The organism is Syntrophales bacterium (genome assembly GCA_023228425.1).
In the GTDB taxonomy this organism is placed as follows: domain Bacteria; phylum Desulfobacterota; class Syntrophia; order Syntrophales; family UBA2210; genus MLS-D.
In genome coordinates this window covers 24314-40566 of sequence record JALOBE010000023.1, presented here as the reverse complement: position 1 = coordinate 40566, position 16253 = coordinate 24314, and the positions used below count along the sequence as shown (strand labels likewise).

Genomic DNA, 16253 nt, shown 5'->3' with positions numbered 1-16253 from the left:
ATTTCGAGGAGCGAAGCGACGAGAAATCCTGATGATGGCCGTTAGTGAAAGATTTCTCCCTTCGGTCGAAATGACAAAAATGGCTGGTATTCAAGCTTACCCCTTGTCATTTCGAGGAGCGCTTTAAGGTCCGTCATTTCGAGGAGCGTAGCAATTTTGTCATTTCGAGGAGCGAAGCGACGAGAAATCCATGTCCCGAGCACAGCGAGGGATCTTTCAGACTTCTCACATGCGTTCGAAGTGACCTTTAAAAATGTCATTTCGAGGAGCGCAAGCGACGAGAAATCTTTCCTTGATATCGAAGTGACACAATCGACAGGTTTTAAAGGTCACGGCTTCGTAAAAGGTACCGGAGGCATGACTTCCGGCATTGGAACCGGAGGCTGCGGCGCGCCCCATGGACGCCTCATTTTTCAGGATGCGCGCTTCCTGTACGCGGACATTCCTACACGGCCACCGCGTTCGATGGTTTCGGCGATTTGTATTACAGCGAACAGGTGATTGTCACGTGATGAAAAATCGATTGTTCACGGTACTGGCGGCGTTCATGACCGTGCTTCTCATGGGGTGCGCGGCCATTGAGCGGACACGGTACCACGAAGTTCCCCTTTCTGAAGAGCAGGCTGTTTTTTCCAGGGTTTTCAGAACCGACGTGACGGGCGCCGAAACCCTCCGGGGGATTGCCCTCTTCAGTCTCGAGCAGTCATCGGGCGGCAGGCATTCGCACCGGTTCGCGATGGCGGTGAGCCATCCCTCCGGTCTGAGGCTCGAGTCTGTACCGTCCTTCGGCATTCCGGTCTTTTTCCTGTCACTTTCCGGCGGCAGTTTTAAAGTCTATGTTCCGGGAAACAACAGATTCTACTTCGGCGACGCCACGCGGGACAATATCTGTTCTTTTTTGAACATACCTCTTGGGGCCGAGGAAATTACGTCCCTTCTGACCGGCATGCCCCCGATGGAACCGTCGCCGGAAGAGGGGCGCTACCCGGCTATCTACCGGAACGACAGGGGGGAGTACCGGATCGATCTTCGCTCTCCCGGCGGGGCGCTTCTTCAGTCACTGAGAATAAACGATGAACATGACATGACGGGGCTCGAGGTGTTCGGCGAGAATGGCAGGCGCCGCTACGAGGCATCCTTTTCACGACACCGGCGTATGGAAACCGGCTCATATCCGGGACATATTTCCGTGAGGATCGAAGACTTCCAGCCCACAGTCCTCGAGGTCGATCTGTCGGACATGACGGTCACCGCGGGTGAGGACCCTTCGTTTTTTGACCTGTATGCGCCTGCAGGGGTTGAGATAATCCGGATGAATTGAGGTAAGGTGGCGGGAGCTTCACTCCCGCCCTCCGAACACCTTGTGTCATTTGATTTCAAGAAGTTTTGCCCGGGCCGATTCCGCCGATGTGGTACCCGGGAAGTCCCGCACGACTCGCTGCAGGAGCAGCTTCGCGCTTGCCGTTTCCCCCAGTTTGTCAAATGACAGGGCCTGCTTCAACAAGGCATGGGATATCCTGCTGCCCTGGGGATAATCCTGAATCACCTTCTGGTACTCCAGGATAGCTTCTTCATATTTTCCTTCGAAATAGTAGCTTTCTCCGATCCAGAACCGGGCGTTACCGGAATACTCGGTATCAGGAAACAACTCGAGGAATTCACGAAAACCTTCTCGTGATTCCTTGTACTTACCGTCCTTGAACAACCCGTAGGCCCGGGCATACAATGCCTCGCTATCTCTCGGCCGATCGACGGCTGTAATCTCCGGAGCAACCTCGGGTACGGAAATATCGAGACGGCTTTCCAGCGCCTGCAGACGCACTTCCATGTGCTCCAGAGCACGCTGCAAATCCCCCCCTCCCAAAGAACCGGACTGCGCATGAGCCTGCAGAGTCTCCTGGGCTCCCCGCAGAATTTGAATTTCATCCCTCAACGTTATCAGATCGGCGCTCAGGTCCGCCTGGGTTTTTCTCATCCGGGCGATTTCATCCTGCGCTGACCGTTCCATGGCGACCAAGTTGTCCTGGACCGCCTTGATTTTCGTGTCGGCACTGCGGCTGACATGCCTCAAATCGTCCTGGGTGGCACACCCGACGACAAGCAGAACCAGGCATAGCACGACGATTGTCCTCAAAACGTTGTTCACTGATCAGGATGCTCCTTGTATCGCTTACCAGCCGGCGGGAGACACGTTGAACCGGCCACGCCTGTTCTTGGCCCAGGCCTCTTCGTTGCTTCTCGGGTCGAGCGGCCGCTCTTCACCATAACTGATAGTCTTCATTCTTTTTCCATCTACACCGAGGTTTGCGAGGTAGGTTTTTGCCGCATTGGCTCGACGCTCGCCCAGGGCAAGGTTGTATTCCGCAGTCCCCCGTTCATCACAATGCCCCTCGATGACGACATGAAAATTCCCGTTCTTCAAAAGCCATGCTCCCAGGTTGTCAAGAATGGCCCTCGCCTCCGGTTTCAGTGAATACTTGTCGAAATCAAAATAAATGTTTTTTGTCTTGAAGTCTTCCGCCTCGGCAATTAACGCTTCCCGAAGCAGCTTCGCCTTCTCTTCCTCTGAAAGCACAGGCTTCTCAGTCGGTGCAACCGTTTCCTCCGCCGGAACAGCCGTCTCCTTGACCACGCTTTCCTTGTATTTCGCACAGCCGCTCAAGGCGAAAACCAGAAAAAAAAGAACAAACGCTACAGTGTACCATCTCCGCCAGTCCCGCTTCATCCCACGCCTCCTCTGATACTGTTGATTTCATTATTGAAAGATTCGCAACCCTGAAGTGAATCGCGAATCTGACCACGTTTTAGCTCATGTCCGGTCTTCGATCATATCAATACATATCCAGGAAGGGAGACCAGGACGGGTTCTTTGCCGAAACACCCCCTCCCACGCTGCCGATAAAACGAAAGTTTAATCCATTCGAATTGATAATGCAAATACTTTCAGTGCCTCCCTGCCGCCTGGTAAAGACGATATACCGGCCGTCGGGAGACCAGGAGGGTCCCAGGCTTTCCTCCGACCCGTAAGTGAGCTGCGTGGGAGTTCCGCCGCGGGCACTTATGGTGAAGAGCTGAAACAGCCCGTCGGCGGCACCGACGTAAACGATGGTGTCGCCTGCCGGAGACCACTGGGGGGATGTGTTGTAGGAACCGTCGAAGGTTATGCGGCGCACGTTCTTGCCGTCGGCATCCATGACGAACAACTGGGGGGCTCCGGACCTGTTGGAGACAAACACAATTTCTGACTCGTCCGGGGACCACGAGGGAGAAACGTCTATGGCGGGTCCATGGGTAAGCTGCCGCACCGCCTTCGTCGTCAGGTCAAGCTCATAAACGTTGTTGTGACCGTCCTTGCTCAGAACCGTAAGTATTCTCTTCCCGTCATTGGACCAGTCTGAAGGCATGTTCAACCCGGGAAAGTTCGTCAGAACCGTTCGCTGCTTTGTTGCCAGGTTCAAAAGATATGAGTCGGAATTATTCCCTATGTAGGAGACGAACGAGAGCTTTCCGCCATCGGGCGACCACCGCGGAAGCAGGGTAAGCGCCTGATAGTCGGTTCTTTTCTCAAGACCGGAACCATCGAAGTTCACAGTATACAGTTCTGAAATATCCCCCTGTTTCGCCACGAAGGCGATCTTCGTGCCGAAGACGCCACGAAGGCCCGTCAGTGCAAGAATCACCTCGTCGGCGAACTTCATGACCATTGCCGTGCGGTCTTCCAGACCTCCCCAGTACTTCTTCCCGGTGATCAGGCTCCCCCTCACCACGTCAAAAAGTCTGAATTCCGCTGAAAGCCGGCGGCCATCAAATTCAAATCCGCCTTTCACGAGAAAGTCGGCACCGATTGAAAGCCAGTCCCCGAACCGTATTTCCGGCGCCGTGATTCCCGCCGTGGCGCGATCTTCAAGAAAGGCCGCCCGGTTGATCACCCTGAAGTATCCTGTCAAACCCAAGGCGTTTCCCATGTGGTCGGCAAACCAGAGGGCGTTTTCACCGGGATCCTCCCGGCCGTCAAGCACGGTGAAATCCTGAACGGCGATGGGAAATTTCTGAAAAGCCGGGGAGTCAATGTCTATATAAACCTTGCCCCACGCGGAGACACCGACGGAGAGCAGCAGTATGGCGAGGACGGCACCGATCGTACGGCACACTTTCATTGTTTTCCCTTTCTTGTCGAGACCTTCAGGTTTTGCCATTGCGAGGAGTGTCATGGCGGGGAATCTCCCCATGAGACCTTTAATCCTATCGATTGTGTCACTTCGACCTCTCCCCTGTCACTTCGAACGTTCCCCCGTTACTTCGAACGCTCCCCCGTCACTTCGAACGCATGTGAGAAGTCTGAAAGATCCCCCGCTGTGCTCGGGACAGGGATTTCTCGTCGCTTCGCTCCTCGAAATGACGGACCTTAGGATGCTCCTCGAACATAATCGCGACGCTCCTCGAAATGACAAGGAGAGGTTTGAATACCTGCCATTTTTGTCATTTCGACCGTAGGGAGAAATCTTTCACTAACGGCCATCATCAGGATTTCTCGTCGCTTCGCTCCTCGAAATGACAAAATCGCTTCGCTCCTCGAAATGGCGGACCTTGAGGCGTTCCTCGAAACGACAAAATGAAAGGTCTCCTATTGATACTCGGACGAATGAAACCGGATTCCCACGTCTATGTAAGGTTCGTTCAGCCACCCCGGAAGTGCCGGGAACGGGGACGCTTTCTGAACCGCCTTTTCCACCGATTCGTCGAAAAGACGGTTTCCCGACCGCCTTTCAAATGAAAACCGCTCCATCGTGCCGTCCCGACGGATGGTTACCGCCAGAACCGCCTCCAGCCGTTCCCCGGCGTGAACCACTTCCGGCAGGGCCCACTGTTCCTTTATTTTCACCCAGAGGGCGGAATAATAGGGACTCATGCGATCCTCCCGGGCACCGCTTTCCCGCGCGGGCGGCTGCGGTGTTCCCCGGGGAGATGGTGTTTCCGTTCCTTTCGCGGCGGCAAGCCGTTCCTCTATCTGCCGAATGGCATCATCGACCTGGGCAGGAGCTTCCCTCCGCTGAACCCTGATTCTCTCAATGGGCACCACGGGCGCGGCCTCGACAGTTCTTCTCGCGACCACCGAGGTATCCCGGGGTGTGACTCCGATGTCCTCGCTGAAGGGAATCCGGGCAGGCCGCGCGCCCGGATCGCTTGCAGGCATGCTCACCAGGTCGACGCTATAGGCCGGCCCGAAGGTGCGCTTTGGAGTGGGAAGCGACGGGGAAAAAAGGATAACGAACAAAATCAGGGCGTGCAGAAGGGCTGAAAGCACAATCATGCTGTTCAGGCCGGCACCGTCAGTGCGCTGTCTGTGCACCTGGTCAAGGAGGGGCATCCTTTATTCCTCCGGCGGATCCGTAATCATTCCGAGTCGATCCACCCCAGCCTTCCGCACCTCCGACATGACTTGAACCACAAATCCGTAGGGGACCGTTTTATCGGCCCGCATAAATATCTCCCGGTCGATCCTGGCGGCGAATATGTTTTCCAGCTTCGCGTTCAAGTCGTCCAGTGAAGCTTTATAACGATTGATATATATTTCCTGGTCCGCGTTTATCGTCAGTACCAGCTTTTCCTCACCCACATCGACGGTCCGCGCCGTCACCCTGGGAAGATTCACGTCGATGCCCATCTGGAGCATGGGTGCCGCCACCATGAATATGAGCAGCAGCACAAGAATCACATCCACCAGTGGCACAACGTTTATGTCCGCGAGGGGCTTCCTGCTCCCCCGCTGGTTTCTCGAATATTTCATGGCAACTCGTCCCTGACTGAATCACTCCACAAGACCCTTGAATCGCGGCATTCCGGTGAACATCGCGACGAGAAATCTTTTTTTACTATCGATATGTTGCAAGATTTCTCCCTGCGGTCGAAATGACAAAATCGATACGGTCTTTCCACGATGGTTGCGTCAGCAGCTCCGGATAGATACCGACGGCCCGGAGAATCGCTGCGAACCCTCAAACCTGTTGCCTTTTCCGAACATAATACCGTTCAATGATGTTAAGAAATTCGGCGGAAAAATTCTCCGTCTCCACGGTTATGGACCGTATCTTGCTCAAATAGTAATTGTAGAATACCACGGCGGGAATGGCGGCGGCAAGTCCCGCTGCCGTAGCGATGAGGGCTTCTGAAATACCGGGCGCGACGACGGCCAGCGTCGCGGCTCCCCGGACTCCGATGCCCTGGAAGGCATGCATGATCCCCCATACCGTTCCGAAGAGACCGATGAAGGGGCAGGCGCTTCCGGTCGTGGCGAGAAAAATCAAGTATTTTTCAAGCTTTGTAGACTCACTGTCGCAGGCCCTGTTCAGGGTCCGCTCTATATTGTCCATCCCGCGGAGTTCGAGAGAAGACGGCTCGTCATCACCGGAAGAGCCGGGGTTTGTTTCCCGCTTGAGGGCGGCTATTTTACTGAGTTCGGTGTATCCCGCCCCGAACACCTCCGCGATGGTCGAATGATGATACTTTTTCGACTCCGGAAAGATGGTCGAAAGCTTGTTGCTTCTCATATAGGCTTCGAGAAACAACTCGTTTTCCTTCCGTGTGCGCCGGATTATCCTGTACTTCATCAGTATGATGGCCCAGGAAATAACCGAGAACGCAAAAAGCAGCAGCAGCACAAACTGAACCATGGGTCCGGCATCAAAAACCATTTCAAGAACATTGCCATGAAAAGGCCTTCCAATGTCGGCCGCTGTAACGGCTAACACTTCACTCACTATATGTCTCCTTAAAACCGCTGAATTAAACAGGACCCTCTTGCGACGCCCTCCCGCATCGAACCTGTTTCGAGCTTTACGCGGTCGTCAAAGGTCGATTTGTAGTTCAAACAGTAAGTCCCGCCACGATCCGTTTTCCACGAATGGCGTTTCAACATACCGCATTCATTTGGGTTTTTGAAAATGACACTCCCGGATCATCTTGACGCGACCGCCAGCCTTCACTGTCCCGCGCAGGCGCCTTCCGCTTCCGGTATACGGTGTACAGTCTGAGACCTTTACACCTATCGATTGTGTCATTTCGACCGCTCCCCCGTCACTTCGAACGTTCCCCTGTCACTTCGAACACTTCCCTGTCACTTCGAACGCATGTGAGAAGTCTTAAAGATCCCTCGCTGTGCTCGGGGCATGGATTTCTCGTCGCTTCGCTCCTCGAAATGACAAAATTGCTCCGCTCCTCGAAATGACAAAATTGCTTCGCTCCTTGAAATGACGGACCTTAAGGCGCTCCTCGGACACAATCGCGATACTCCTCGAAATGATACAATAAAGGTCCCGGTCTCGATGGCTTCGTACAATGGTACCGGGGGCATGCCTCCGGCATTATAACCGGATGTCTGATCGCGCTCCGGCCCCCGTCACCGCGGCGTACTCCGAAGTACGCCTCATTCCTCAGAACGTTCACGCCGTACCTGCGAAGTTTTTTACAAAGCTGTCCTCTATCAGACGTTTTTCCACTTCTTACGAGGCCGCCGACCTTGGGAAGCTTTATATCACACGTTCCGGCATATGAAAAAGAAAATAACGACACCCGCCGGGGTATCTCTGAAGCACGTTGACTTCGCATCAGACTGTGCTATGAATCTTTCTTATGGGTTCCAGAGCCACAACAGCAAGAATTCTCAGCGTCGCGACCCTTCTCCTAGCGCTCCTCGCCTGGGGTTGCGACAGCCCCCGGGATAAGGAAATCGGCGACGGAGAAGGGACCGCCCTATCGGACGAGGCCCCCGCCTACGGCGACATCCTTGTAGAAGGATCCATCGGCGACGCCTCGAACCTCATACCGATTCTTTCATCGGACAGTACATCCCACGGCATCGCCCGGCTCGTTTTCAACGGGCTCGTCAAATATGACAAGGATATAACCATCTCAGGCGATCTGGCCCGTTCCTGGGATATTTCGGACGATGGTCTTGTCATCACCTTTCACCTGAGGGATGACGTGACCTGGCATGACGGCGAACCGTTCACGGCCCATGATGTTCTCTACACCTGGCAGGTAACCGTCGACCCGAAGACGCCCACGGCCTACGCGGGAGATTTTCTCAAGGTGACCCAGGCGGAGGTGCTTGACGATCACACCTTCCGTGTCACCTATGATGAGCCCTTCGCTCCGGCACTGGCAAGCTGGAGCGCCGTCATACTTCCCCGCCACCTGCTCGAGGGGCGGGACATAACCAGGAGTCCCCTGGGGCGCCACCCCGTCGGAACGGGTCCCTTCATGTTCAAAGAATGGGTGACCGGACAGAAAATCGTCCTTGTGGCCAATCCCGGCTATTTCGAGGGCAGACCCCGTGTCGACGGATATATCATGAGAATAATTCCGGACATGGCCACCATGTTCCTGGAATTACGTGCCCAGGGCATCGACGAGATGAACCTCACGCCGCTCCAGTTCACCCGGCAGACTGAAACACCTCTCTTCCGCAAAAACTACAACAAGTACCAGTACCTTTCTTTTGGCTACACCTACCTGGGCTATAACCACGAAAACCCCCTGTTCCAGGACCGGCGGGTGCGGCAGGCCCTCAGTTACGCCATCGATACACAAGAAATCATCCGGGGCGTTCTCCTCGGGCTGGGGCAGGAAGCGACGGGCCCTCTCAAGCCGGGCACCTGGGCCTACAACCCCGATGTGCGCCGCTATCGTTACAACCCGGAAAAGGCGTTGGAGCTGCTCGCCGAAGCGGGCTGGACCGATACGACGGGCGACGGCTTTCTCGACCGGGACGGCCGGCGGTTTTCCTTTGAAATCATCACAAACCAAGGCAACGAGGTGAGGGCCAAGTGCGCCGAAATCATTCAGCGACGACTCGCCGAAATCGGCATCGACGTCAAAATCAGAATCATTGAATGGGCCGCCTTCATCAACGAGTTCATCAACAGGAAGCGCTTCGACGCGACGATACTGGGCTGGAGTATCAGCATGGACCCCGACATGTATGACGTGTGGCATTCAAGCAAGACACGGCCCGGCGAACTTAATTTCATTTCCTTTGCCAATGACGAGGTGGATGAACTTCTCGAACGGGGGCGAAGCACCTTCGAGCAGGAACTCCGCAAGGCCTGTTATCACAGGATCCAGGAAATTATCGCCGAGGAGCAGCCCTACACCTTTCTCTTTGTCCCCCAGGCCCTCCCCATCATCCATGCCCGTTTCCGGGGTATCGAACCCGCCCCTATCGGAATCGGCCACAACTTCATAGAATGGTATGTTCCGCTTCCGGAACAGCGTTACGTCATGACTTTCTGAATTCAGGCGTCGAGATTCCGCAACAGGTACTCCCTGAAGGTTTGGTAATCGGTGGGCAGTTCGACCGGCTCGCCCCGTCGCTCATCGATGCCGGCCATGCTTTCGGGCATGTCCGGGACGATCCCCAGCAATTCAATTATTTCATCGGGGAACTTCGCCGGATGGGCCGTTTCAAGGGACAGGCAGAGTGGAAAATCCCCGTTCGTTTCAAGCCAAGTCTCGAGTCCGCGCCAGCCTACTGCGCCGTGAGGCTCGAGTATCGTTCCGTAACGTTCGTAGACGGTCCTGATCGTATCCCGGGTCACAGCGTCGGATACGCCGACCGAAAAAATGGCCTTTCTCATCCGGTCCAGGTCGGGAAGGCTGTGCACTCTTCCTTTCCGGTCAACCGTTCCGCCGTAGAGATCGAAGAAGCGGGCGAGGTTGCTCGGATGCCCCACGTTCATGGCGTTGGACAGGCAGGCCCGGGAAGGAGACACCGCCTGGTAGTGCCCGCTTTCCAGGAACCGGGGAAATTCGTCGTTTTCGTTGGTGGGCATCACCAGCACACGCACGGGCAGGCCCATCCTCCGGGCGTACTCGCATCCCAGGGCGTTGCCGAAGTTACCCGACGGGACAGAAACGACCATCTCTTCACCATCGTCGCGGGCCAGTTGGGCATAGGCATAAACGTAGTACACCATTTGGGGGAGGATGCGCCCGAAATTAATGGAATTGGCCGAGGTAAAATTCAGGTGAACCAACCCCGGATCTGAAAAGGCTTCTTTGACCAGGTTCTGGCAGTCATCGAATTTGCCCTCTACGGAAAGGGCCCGCACGTTCATGCCGATTGTATCGAGCTGCTTTTTCTGCCGGCCGCTCACCTCGTTTCGGGGGTAAAGAATGTATACATCGATCCCCTCGACCCCCTTGAAGGCCTCCCCCACGGCGCTTCCCGTATCGCCCGAGGTGGCCACGAGTACGTTCAGCCGCCTCCCGGGTCCCTTGAAGTGGCTCATGAGGCGGGCCATCATGCGGGCGGCGAAATCCTTAAAGGAAGCCGTAGGGCCCCGGTCGAGGCGCATGATGTACTTCCGGTCATAAACCCGCTCCAGAGGTACGCCGAAGGGATAGGATTCTTCAACCACGGTCCTCAGGGATTCGTGATCGATGTCATGGCGGAGGAACGCTTCCGTCACCAGAAACGCCGCGTCGGGATAGGGTTTCCCCCGAAGCGACAGGATCTGCGGCAGTGAAATCCGCTGAATGGTATCGGGCATGAAGAGGCCCTCGTCGGGGGCCTGGCCCTGCAGGAGGGCCTCCGGAAAGGTGACCCGGCCGCTGAAAGGGGTGATACCCGCTTCAGCCATAAGGTTTCTGTTGGTGCTGTAATAACGGATCATGTTCCTGCCACTCTGCTCTCTCATCCAGGCGGGACCCCGGGACGTCCGCCGGTTATGGATGCGCCCTGCCGGCGAGGGCCGGGTGCGCCACGTATCCCCGCGGCTCGGTTGAAGGTCCCTTCATCGACAGGGCGGACCAAGCGTTCGACCCGCCGGAAGCTGACGTTTCATACCGACGACTTCATGGAGTCTGCATATCACAGGAACGGACCCGAAGGCAACAACCCCACCGGAACCGGCGGCCAGACGCCGAGGGTCCCGAAAAAACCTTTGGATTGTGTGATTGCATAGTGCCGGAGGCATGCCTCCGGTACCATTGTACGAAGCCGTCAGGAATGACGTCCTCGCAAGAAGTCGAAATATGGCGAATTTTGAAAGTCGGACTCAATATTTCCAATGAGTTACAACGCTGCTTCCGGGAAATTCGGACTTTTTACGGGACCGTCAGGAATGAGTTTGACACAGACCTCACTGTCCGATACAAAGGGTGACAAGATCGTTCGATGGTATTGTTGTGAGGAGCGTTCAAGGTACCGCCATTGCGGGAAACGTTCAAACTGACACAATGGAGAGTTTTTCACGGATCTCAGGACGAACAGCAAGCGCCGTCCATGATCATCAGGGGATAGTCCCCGCCGGAGAAGGTATGAAGGAAAAAAACCCCACCGCGATACGGCTGACCCAAACGGTCAGGGGAGCCGGGTGAGCCTGCAAGATCGGTCCGGGCGACCTGAATAAAGCTCTCAGTGGACTGCCGCTTACGTCCCATCCGAACCTGCTCGCCGGAATCGAACACGGCGAGGACGCGGGGGTGTATAAGCTCACGGAAGACCTGGCCCTGATCCAGACAGTGGATTTTTTCACCCCCATTGTCGATGATCCATACACCTTCGGCCAGGTGGCCGTGTCCAACGCCCTTTCCGATGTCTATGCCATGGGCGGTATGCCCCTGACGGCCATGAACATCGTCTGCTTCCCCGCGAACGACATGGACTTTTCGATCCTCCACGATATTCTTCGGGGAGGGCTCGACATGATGCGCGAGGCAGAGGTTCTCCTCGTGGGGGGCCACACGGTGGACGACCGGGAGATCAAGTACGGTCTTTCCGTCACGGGAACCGTCCATCCGGAGAGGCTCCTGTTGAACCGGGGAGCCCGACCGGGGGACGCCCTGGTGCTGACCAAACCTCTGGGGACGGGCATCGTCAACACGGCGCTGAAAGCGGGCATTGCTTCCCCGGATCTGGTCCGGCTGACCACACAAACCATGATCGAATTGAACCGGAAAGCTGCCGGGATCATGCTGAATTACACCGTGCATGCCTGCACCGACATCACGGGCTTCGGGTTCCTGGGCCATGCCTGCGAGATGATCGAGGGAAGCGACACGGGCATGGTGATACGCTCGTCACAGGTCCCCGTCTTTCCCGGAATAGGCGAATTTGTGGAACAAGGGATGCTGCCCGGCGGCCTCCACCGCAACAGATCGTACCGAATGCACATGGTTCGGCAGGATCCCGCCTGCCCCGAATGGCTCATGGATGTGTTTTTCGACCCTCAGACATCGGGCGGGCTTTTCATAGCTCTGCCGGTGGAGGAGGCGGTCCGCATGGTTGAACAGATGAAGAAGAGCGACATCCACGACGCGTCAATCGTCGGCCATGTCGAGGCGGAATCACCGGGAATAATCACGGTAATCTGATATTGAGACCTTTCATTTTGATGGTCCCCGTAAAAAGTCCGAAAGCCGTCCGATAGAGGACGGCTTTGTAAAAAAAGCTCCGTGAGGCACGGCGCGCGCATCCTTAAGGAATGAGGCGTACTTATGGTGCATCGTCGTGACGAAGAATGAAGTCCGACGCAGCATCCGGCCTTTTTACGATGCCGTCATTCGTGACCGTTTGCCTTTTCCGGTAGTGCCGAGCCGGTCGCCTCCGCTTCCGAAGCGCAGGTATCAGCGGGCTGTCCAGAAGGTTTCTTTCCGCCGTAATCGGTCACGTACCAGCCGGTGCCCTTCAAATGAAAGGAACTCAGGGACATCTGTTTTCGTACCCTGCCCTTGCAGAACCGGCAGGCCGTCACCGGCGGATCGGATATTCCCTGGAACACTTCAAAGTCTTTGCCGCAAACGTCACATTTGTACTCGTAAATCGGCATAATTACAATCCTCCATCCCCATGATCGTCAGTTTCCCGAAGCTTCTTCCCCGGTAAAAATATCCCCCACGTGATAATCGCTCCTGAAGCAATCGATAACGAGGTTCATGTCCCGGTCAGCGTGGGGTTTCAGTATGGTCCGTGTTATTTCATGGACCTTTTCTTCTTCTACCACCTTTTCTTCCAACGATGCATCGAAGTCGGCCTCACCACGGCTGAACCGTATCACGTGAATCAGTTCGTGGATGGCTATGTAACACATGAGCGGTTCCAGCTTGACGAAGGACGCGCTCCGCTCGACGGCGTGGAGTATTCTTCCATCCTGCAGGCAAATCTTGAAAAAATCGTTGTCTCCCGTTGGGTCCTCCCAGCCGGGCCTGCGGTACTCATACCTCACCAGGTGGGCGAAGGCGCGATCGTCCACCTCGTGATCGGCCAGGAAAAACCGGGTCTTGACATCGTAACGGTTCGTACTGAACGCGTCCCGACCGAGATTGAAGTACCGTTCGGTCAGCCTTTCCGCTCCGCTGAAACATCGCCCGACGGCGACTATCTGCTCTCGTGAAAAGTACATAACGGAAAAAATCGCTCTCCCTGGCCGGTATCAAGCACCTAAGACCGTTAAAGAGCCATCTTTTGTGCCATTACGATCGCTCTTCTTCATCGTTTCGACCGCCTCCGTCGTCATTTCGAGCGTCCCCCCTGTCACTTCGAACGCCCCCCGTCGTCATTTCGACCGGAGGGAGAAATCTTTCACGATGACGGTTGAAGAACAAGATTTCTCGTCGCTGCGCGCCTCGAAATGACAGCGCTTTGAACGCTCCCCGCTATGGCGGTACTTTGAACGCTCCTCGCGAGGACGGCACCTCGAGTGCTCCTCGGAATCACGGTGTCCTGGGCGTTCCCCGGAATGACAAAATTCAGGGATCCCGCCCTTCAAAAAACCGGGGTCGCTCTCGGTGATGACGCTAATATATTTATACAACCTTTTCTGTCAAGTCCCGCTCTGCCGGGGTAATGTATCATATCTTGTGTCACTGACGAGAAAGGGGTACCACCGATGATATTCCAAAACCCCAAAGGAGGTACCCCCATGACCAAAGCGATAGTCGTAGGTAGTCTCTCACAGGCGTATGAAGTAATCAAGGAAATGAATCTGCCGGGCAGTCATGTCAGGGGGACGTGGGAACACTGGAGAGTATGTACTTGAGATCCCGATCCTCGAAGTGGATGGAAAGTCCGAGAAAGGGTGAGGAATTGCCGTGCTTGCTGATGAAATCATCCCAGCCCGCCGTGAGATGCACATTCCTGAACAACTGGTAGGCCGCGTAGACTTTCAGATGGGTCCGGCGCTCGTCGTCAAAATCAAAGGCCTCCAGGGTAACCTTCAGATTGTCATTGAGGGTGTAAAAATCAGCGGCTACACCGCCGGTGGATTCAAAAATGCCGCCCCGCAGGGCCAGGTCCTTGAACCTCTTGCCGATCTGGGCGTCAAAGAGAAGGCCGCTCTTGTCATATTCCTCGATGCGAACGGGGAGGGCTCCGCCGATGCTTCGTTCTGTGATGGTCCTTCTGCCCCGGGGATCAGACACCAGTCCTAGGATGTAGAACATATCCTCCCGGGGCTGAATTCTGACCTGAAAGTAGGATTTCGCCTTGTCGCTCCTGGTGAGATATTCCCCCCGATAACCTACAAAAGTCCGAAACTGTTCCGTTTTTGAAATATACCGGTTGATACTCTCCATGCTCCGGTCGATGCTTTTCAACCCCAGGTTGATGTTCTCCACGGTCTCATCTTCGTATATCAGCTTTCCGATGGTCCCCTCGCCGGTGCTTATCTGATCCGTGATCTTCTGAATGGAAGCGACCGTCGTGGTCAGGTTGTCGAAGAGCTCCCTGTTCTCAACGAGTTGGCCCAAGGTTCCCTCGCCGCGGCTGATCCGCTCTGAAATATCGCTGAGGGCCGTAAAGGTTCGCTGCATCTCCCGGGATGCCGCTGTCAGGCTTTCCGACAATTGTCCGAAGCTTTTATCGCTCCGTTCCACCACCCTGTTCAGGTTCACCATAAGGTCACGGGTATTTTCAACAATGGAGCGCAGGTTGGCCTCTCCCTCATCGCCGCCGATAACGTGCCTCAACGATGCCGTCACGGCCATGACGTCATTGGCTATGGTTCCCAATTCACGGAGCAGCTTGTCCAGATCGGCCGGCATTTCCACGTAGACTATCTCGCCGCCTTCAGGCAGGTAGCCCGATTCCGGGGTTCCCGGGGCGATATCGACGTACTTGTCCCCCAGGATGCCATAGGTCCTGAGAGAGGCCGTGACGTCCTTTTCGAGGCGGACCGATGGAATAATCCGCATGACCACCTCGGCGCGGCCGTTCTTGAGGGAAATACGCTCCACCCTGCCGACCTCGACACCGGCGATCTGCACGAAGGCGTCACGCTTCAGCCCGGAAACACTTTCGAAAACAGCCGATACGGTGTAGCCTTCCCTGAGTCCGAATCCGTATTCACCCACCCGGAAGGACATGTAGGCCAGGATGACCATGGCCACAAGAACAAATATCCCTACCTTTGCCTCAGTGCTGATTGAACGCATCCCCTGCCCCGTTTGATTCGTACCTTGTCGGCATAGCATTAGCGTTACGACAAAACAACTGTTTTCATACACCTACATGATGCTGATGGGGCCCTCGAGGCTCCCCGCCAGAAATTGCTGGACAACCGGATTGCTCGATGCCTTCAGCGCTTCCGGAGTCCCGTATTCGATAATCCGGCCGTCATACAGCATGGCGACCCGGTGCCCCACGGCAAAGATGGACTTTATATCATGGCTGATGACGACACAGGTAAGATTGAAGTTCCGCTGCGTTTCAAATATGAGCCGGTCAATCGCCTCGGTCATGACGGGATCGAGACCGGTGGTGGGCTCATCGAAGAGGACAATCCGCGGCTCCATGGCCAGGGCCCGGGCCAGCCCCACCCGTTTTTTCATGCCTCCCGAAAGCTCGGAGGGCATTTTTTCCTCCACCCCCGAAAGTCCGACGTCCTGGAGGCGGGACCGCACCCGGTCCCTGATTTCCTGTTCCTTCATCCTGGAATGCTCCCTCAACGGAAAAGCCACATTCTCGAGAACATTCATGGAATCAAACAGGGCCGCCTCCTGGAAGAGCATGCCGAATTTTTTTCTCACTTCGTTCAGTTCACGGTCGCCCATGGCGGTAATGTCGTCGCCGTCCACGACGATGGTTCCCCTGTCCGGCTTGAGCAGCCCGATGATATGCTTGAGGAGAACACTCTTGCCGCCGCCGCTGCGGCCGATGATGATAGTGGTTTTGCCTTCCTCTATCTTCAGGTTCAGTCCGTCGAGCACGATATGGTTCTTGAAAGACTTGTGTATGTCCCGCAGTTCAATCATGA

Annotated in this window: 14 protein-coding genes; 3 read left to right on the top strand and 11 right to left on the bottom strand. The window is 55.5% G+C overall.

The features are described 5' to 3' along the window. The first annotated feature begins 511 nt into the window (after positions 1–511). Positions 512–1321 (top strand): DUF4292 domain-containing protein, encoded by an 810-nt coding sequence (locus M0Q23_08955; GenBank protein ID MCK9528748.1) that lies wholly within the window; start codon positions 512–514, stop codon positions 1319–1321. Between the two features lie 45 nt (positions 1322–1366). Here M0Q23_08955 and ybgF read toward each other — a convergent pair whose 3' ends face one another. From ybgF to tolQ, 6 genes are all read right to left on the bottom strand, one after another. Beyond that, entirely contained in the window at positions 1367–2146 is a 780-nt protein-coding gene (gene ybgF, locus M0Q23_08950; GenBank protein ID MCK9528747.1) for a tol-pal system protein YbgF, read from the bottom strand. Positions 2147–2170: 24 nt separating this feature from the next. Then, positions 2171–2725, bottom strand: coding sequence for a peptidoglycan-associated lipoprotein Pal (gene pal, locus M0Q23_08945; GenBank protein ID MCK9528746.1), 555 nt, complete (start codon positions 2723–2725; stop codon positions 2171–2173). 106 nt (positions 2726–2831) lie between these two features. Continuing rightward, entirely contained in the window at positions 2832–4211 is a 1380-nt protein-coding gene (gene tolB / locus M0Q23_08940; protein ID MCK9528745.1) for a Tol-Pal system beta propeller repeat protein TolB, read from the bottom strand. Positions 4212–4624: 413 nt separating this feature from the next. Continuing rightward, positions 4625–5368: a TonB C-terminal domain-containing protein gene (locus tag M0Q23_08935; protein MCK9528744.1), complete on the bottom strand. Its 744-nt coding sequence runs from the start codon at positions 5366–5368 to the stop codon at positions 4625–4627. Positions 5369–5371: 3 nt separating this feature from the next. Next, entirely contained in the window at positions 5372–5788 is a 417-nt protein-coding gene (locus tag M0Q23_08930) for a biopolymer transporter ExbD (GenBank protein ID MCK9528743.1), read from the bottom strand. Positions 5789–5996: 208 nt separating this feature from the next. Continuing rightward, positions 5997–6671 (bottom strand): protein TolQ, encoded by a 675-nt coding sequence (gene tolQ / locus M0Q23_08925; protein MCK9528742.1) that lies wholly within the window; start codon positions 6669–6671, stop codon positions 5997–5999. Between the two features lie 958 nt (positions 6672–7629). On the opposite strand from tolQ, the gene M0Q23_08920 reads away from it, so the two are divergent. Next, on the top strand, positions 7630–9291 hold the full coding sequence (locus M0Q23_08920) for a peptide-binding protein (GenBank protein ID MCK9528741.1): 1662 nt from the start codon (positions 7630–7632) through the stop codon (positions 9289–9291). 2 nt (positions 9292–9293) lie between these two features. Here the strand turns inward: M0Q23_08920 and thrC are convergent, their stop codons facing one another. Continuing rightward, positions 9294–10697, bottom strand: coding sequence for a threonine synthase (gene thrC, locus M0Q23_08915; protein ID MCK9528740.1), 1404 nt, complete (start codon positions 10695–10697; stop codon positions 9294–9296). Between the two features lie 727 nt (positions 10698–11424). On the opposite strand from thrC, the gene selD reads away from it, so the two are divergent. Beyond that, on the top strand, positions 11425–12375 hold the full coding sequence (gene selD / locus M0Q23_08910; GenBank protein MCK9528739.1) for a selenide, water dikinase SelD: 951 nt from the start codon (positions 11425–11427) through the stop codon (positions 12373–12375). A 185-nt stretch (positions 12376–12560) separates the two neighbouring features. Here the strand turns inward: selD and M0Q23_08905 are convergent, their stop codons facing one another. The 4 genes from M0Q23_08905 to M0Q23_08890 all read right to left on the bottom strand — a co-directional run bounded on the left by M0Q23_08905 (position 12561) and on the right by M0Q23_08890 (position 16251). Beyond that, positions 12561–12830 carry a zinc ribbon domain-containing protein gene (locus M0Q23_08905; GenBank protein MCK9528738.1) on the bottom strand — a complete coding sequence of 90 codons (270 nt, stop codon included), beginning with the start codon at positions 12828–12830 and terminating at the stop codon, positions 12561–12563. Positions 12831–12857: 27 nt separating this feature from the next. Continuing rightward, entirely contained in the window at positions 12858–13403 is a 546-nt protein-coding gene (locus M0Q23_08900; protein MCK9528737.1) for a hypothetical protein, read from the bottom strand. A 598-nt stretch (positions 13404–14001) separates the two neighbouring features. Next, the gene (locus M0Q23_08895) at positions 14002–15432 is read right to left on the bottom strand and encodes an MCE family protein (GenBank protein MCK9528736.1); all 1431 of its coding nucleotides are present in this window, start codon (positions 15430–15432) and stop codon (positions 14002–14004) included. A 72-nt stretch (positions 15433–15504) separates the two neighbouring features. Beyond that, a complete protein-coding gene (locus tag M0Q23_08890) occupies positions 15505–16251 on the bottom strand; it encodes an ABC transporter ATP-binding protein (GenBank protein MCK9528735.1) in 747 nt (248 codons plus the stop codon). Positions 16252–16253 lie beyond the last annotated feature (2 nt).

Excerpts from the sequence above, each read along its gene's own strand:
- M0Q23_08955 (MCK9528748.1), top strand. The coding sequence starts at position 512 with ATGAAAAATCGATTGTTCACGGTACTGGCGGCGTTCATGACCGTGCTT.
- pal (MCK9528746.1), bottom strand. The coding sequence starts at position 2,725 with ATGAAGCGGGACTGGCGGAGATGGTACACTGTAGCGTTTGTTCTTTTT.
- tolB (MCK9528745.1), bottom strand. The coding sequence starts at position 4,211 with ATGACACTCCTCGCAATGGCAAAACCTGAAGGTCTCGACAAGAAAGGG.
- M0Q23_08935 (MCK9528744.1), bottom strand. The coding sequence starts at position 5,368 with ATGCCCCTCCTTGACCAGGTGCACAGACAGCGCACTGACGGTGCCGGC.
- M0Q23_08930 (MCK9528743.1), bottom strand. The coding sequence starts at position 5,788 with ATGAAATATTCGAGAAACCAGCGGGGGAGCAGGAAGCCCCTCGCGGAC.
- tolQ (MCK9528742.1), bottom strand. The coding sequence starts at position 6,671 with ATGGTTCAGTTTGTGCTGCTGCTGCTTTTTGCGTTCTCGGTTATTTCC.
- M0Q23_08920 (MCK9528741.1), top strand. The coding sequence starts at position 7,630 with ATGGGTTCCAGAGCCACAACAGCAAGAATTCTCAGCGTCGCGACCCTT.
- thrC (MCK9528740.1), bottom strand. The coding sequence starts at position 10,697 with ATGAGAGAGCAGAGTGGCAGGAACATGATCCGTTATTACAGCACCAAC.
- M0Q23_08905 (MCK9528738.1), bottom strand. The coding sequence starts at position 12,830 with ATGCCGATTTACGAGTACAAATGTGACGTTTGCGGCAAAGACTTTGAA.
- M0Q23_08900 (MCK9528737.1), bottom strand. The coding sequence starts at position 13,403 with ATGTACTTTTCACGAGAGCAGATAGTCGCCGTCGGGCGATGTTTCAGC.
- M0Q23_08895 (MCK9528736.1), bottom strand. The coding sequence starts at position 15,432 with ATGCGTTCAATCAGCACTGAGGCAAAGGTAGGGATATTTGTTCTTGTG.
- M0Q23_08890 (MCK9528735.1), bottom strand. The coding sequence starts at position 16,251 with ATGATTGAACTGCGGGACATACACAAGTCTTTCAAGAACCATATCGTG.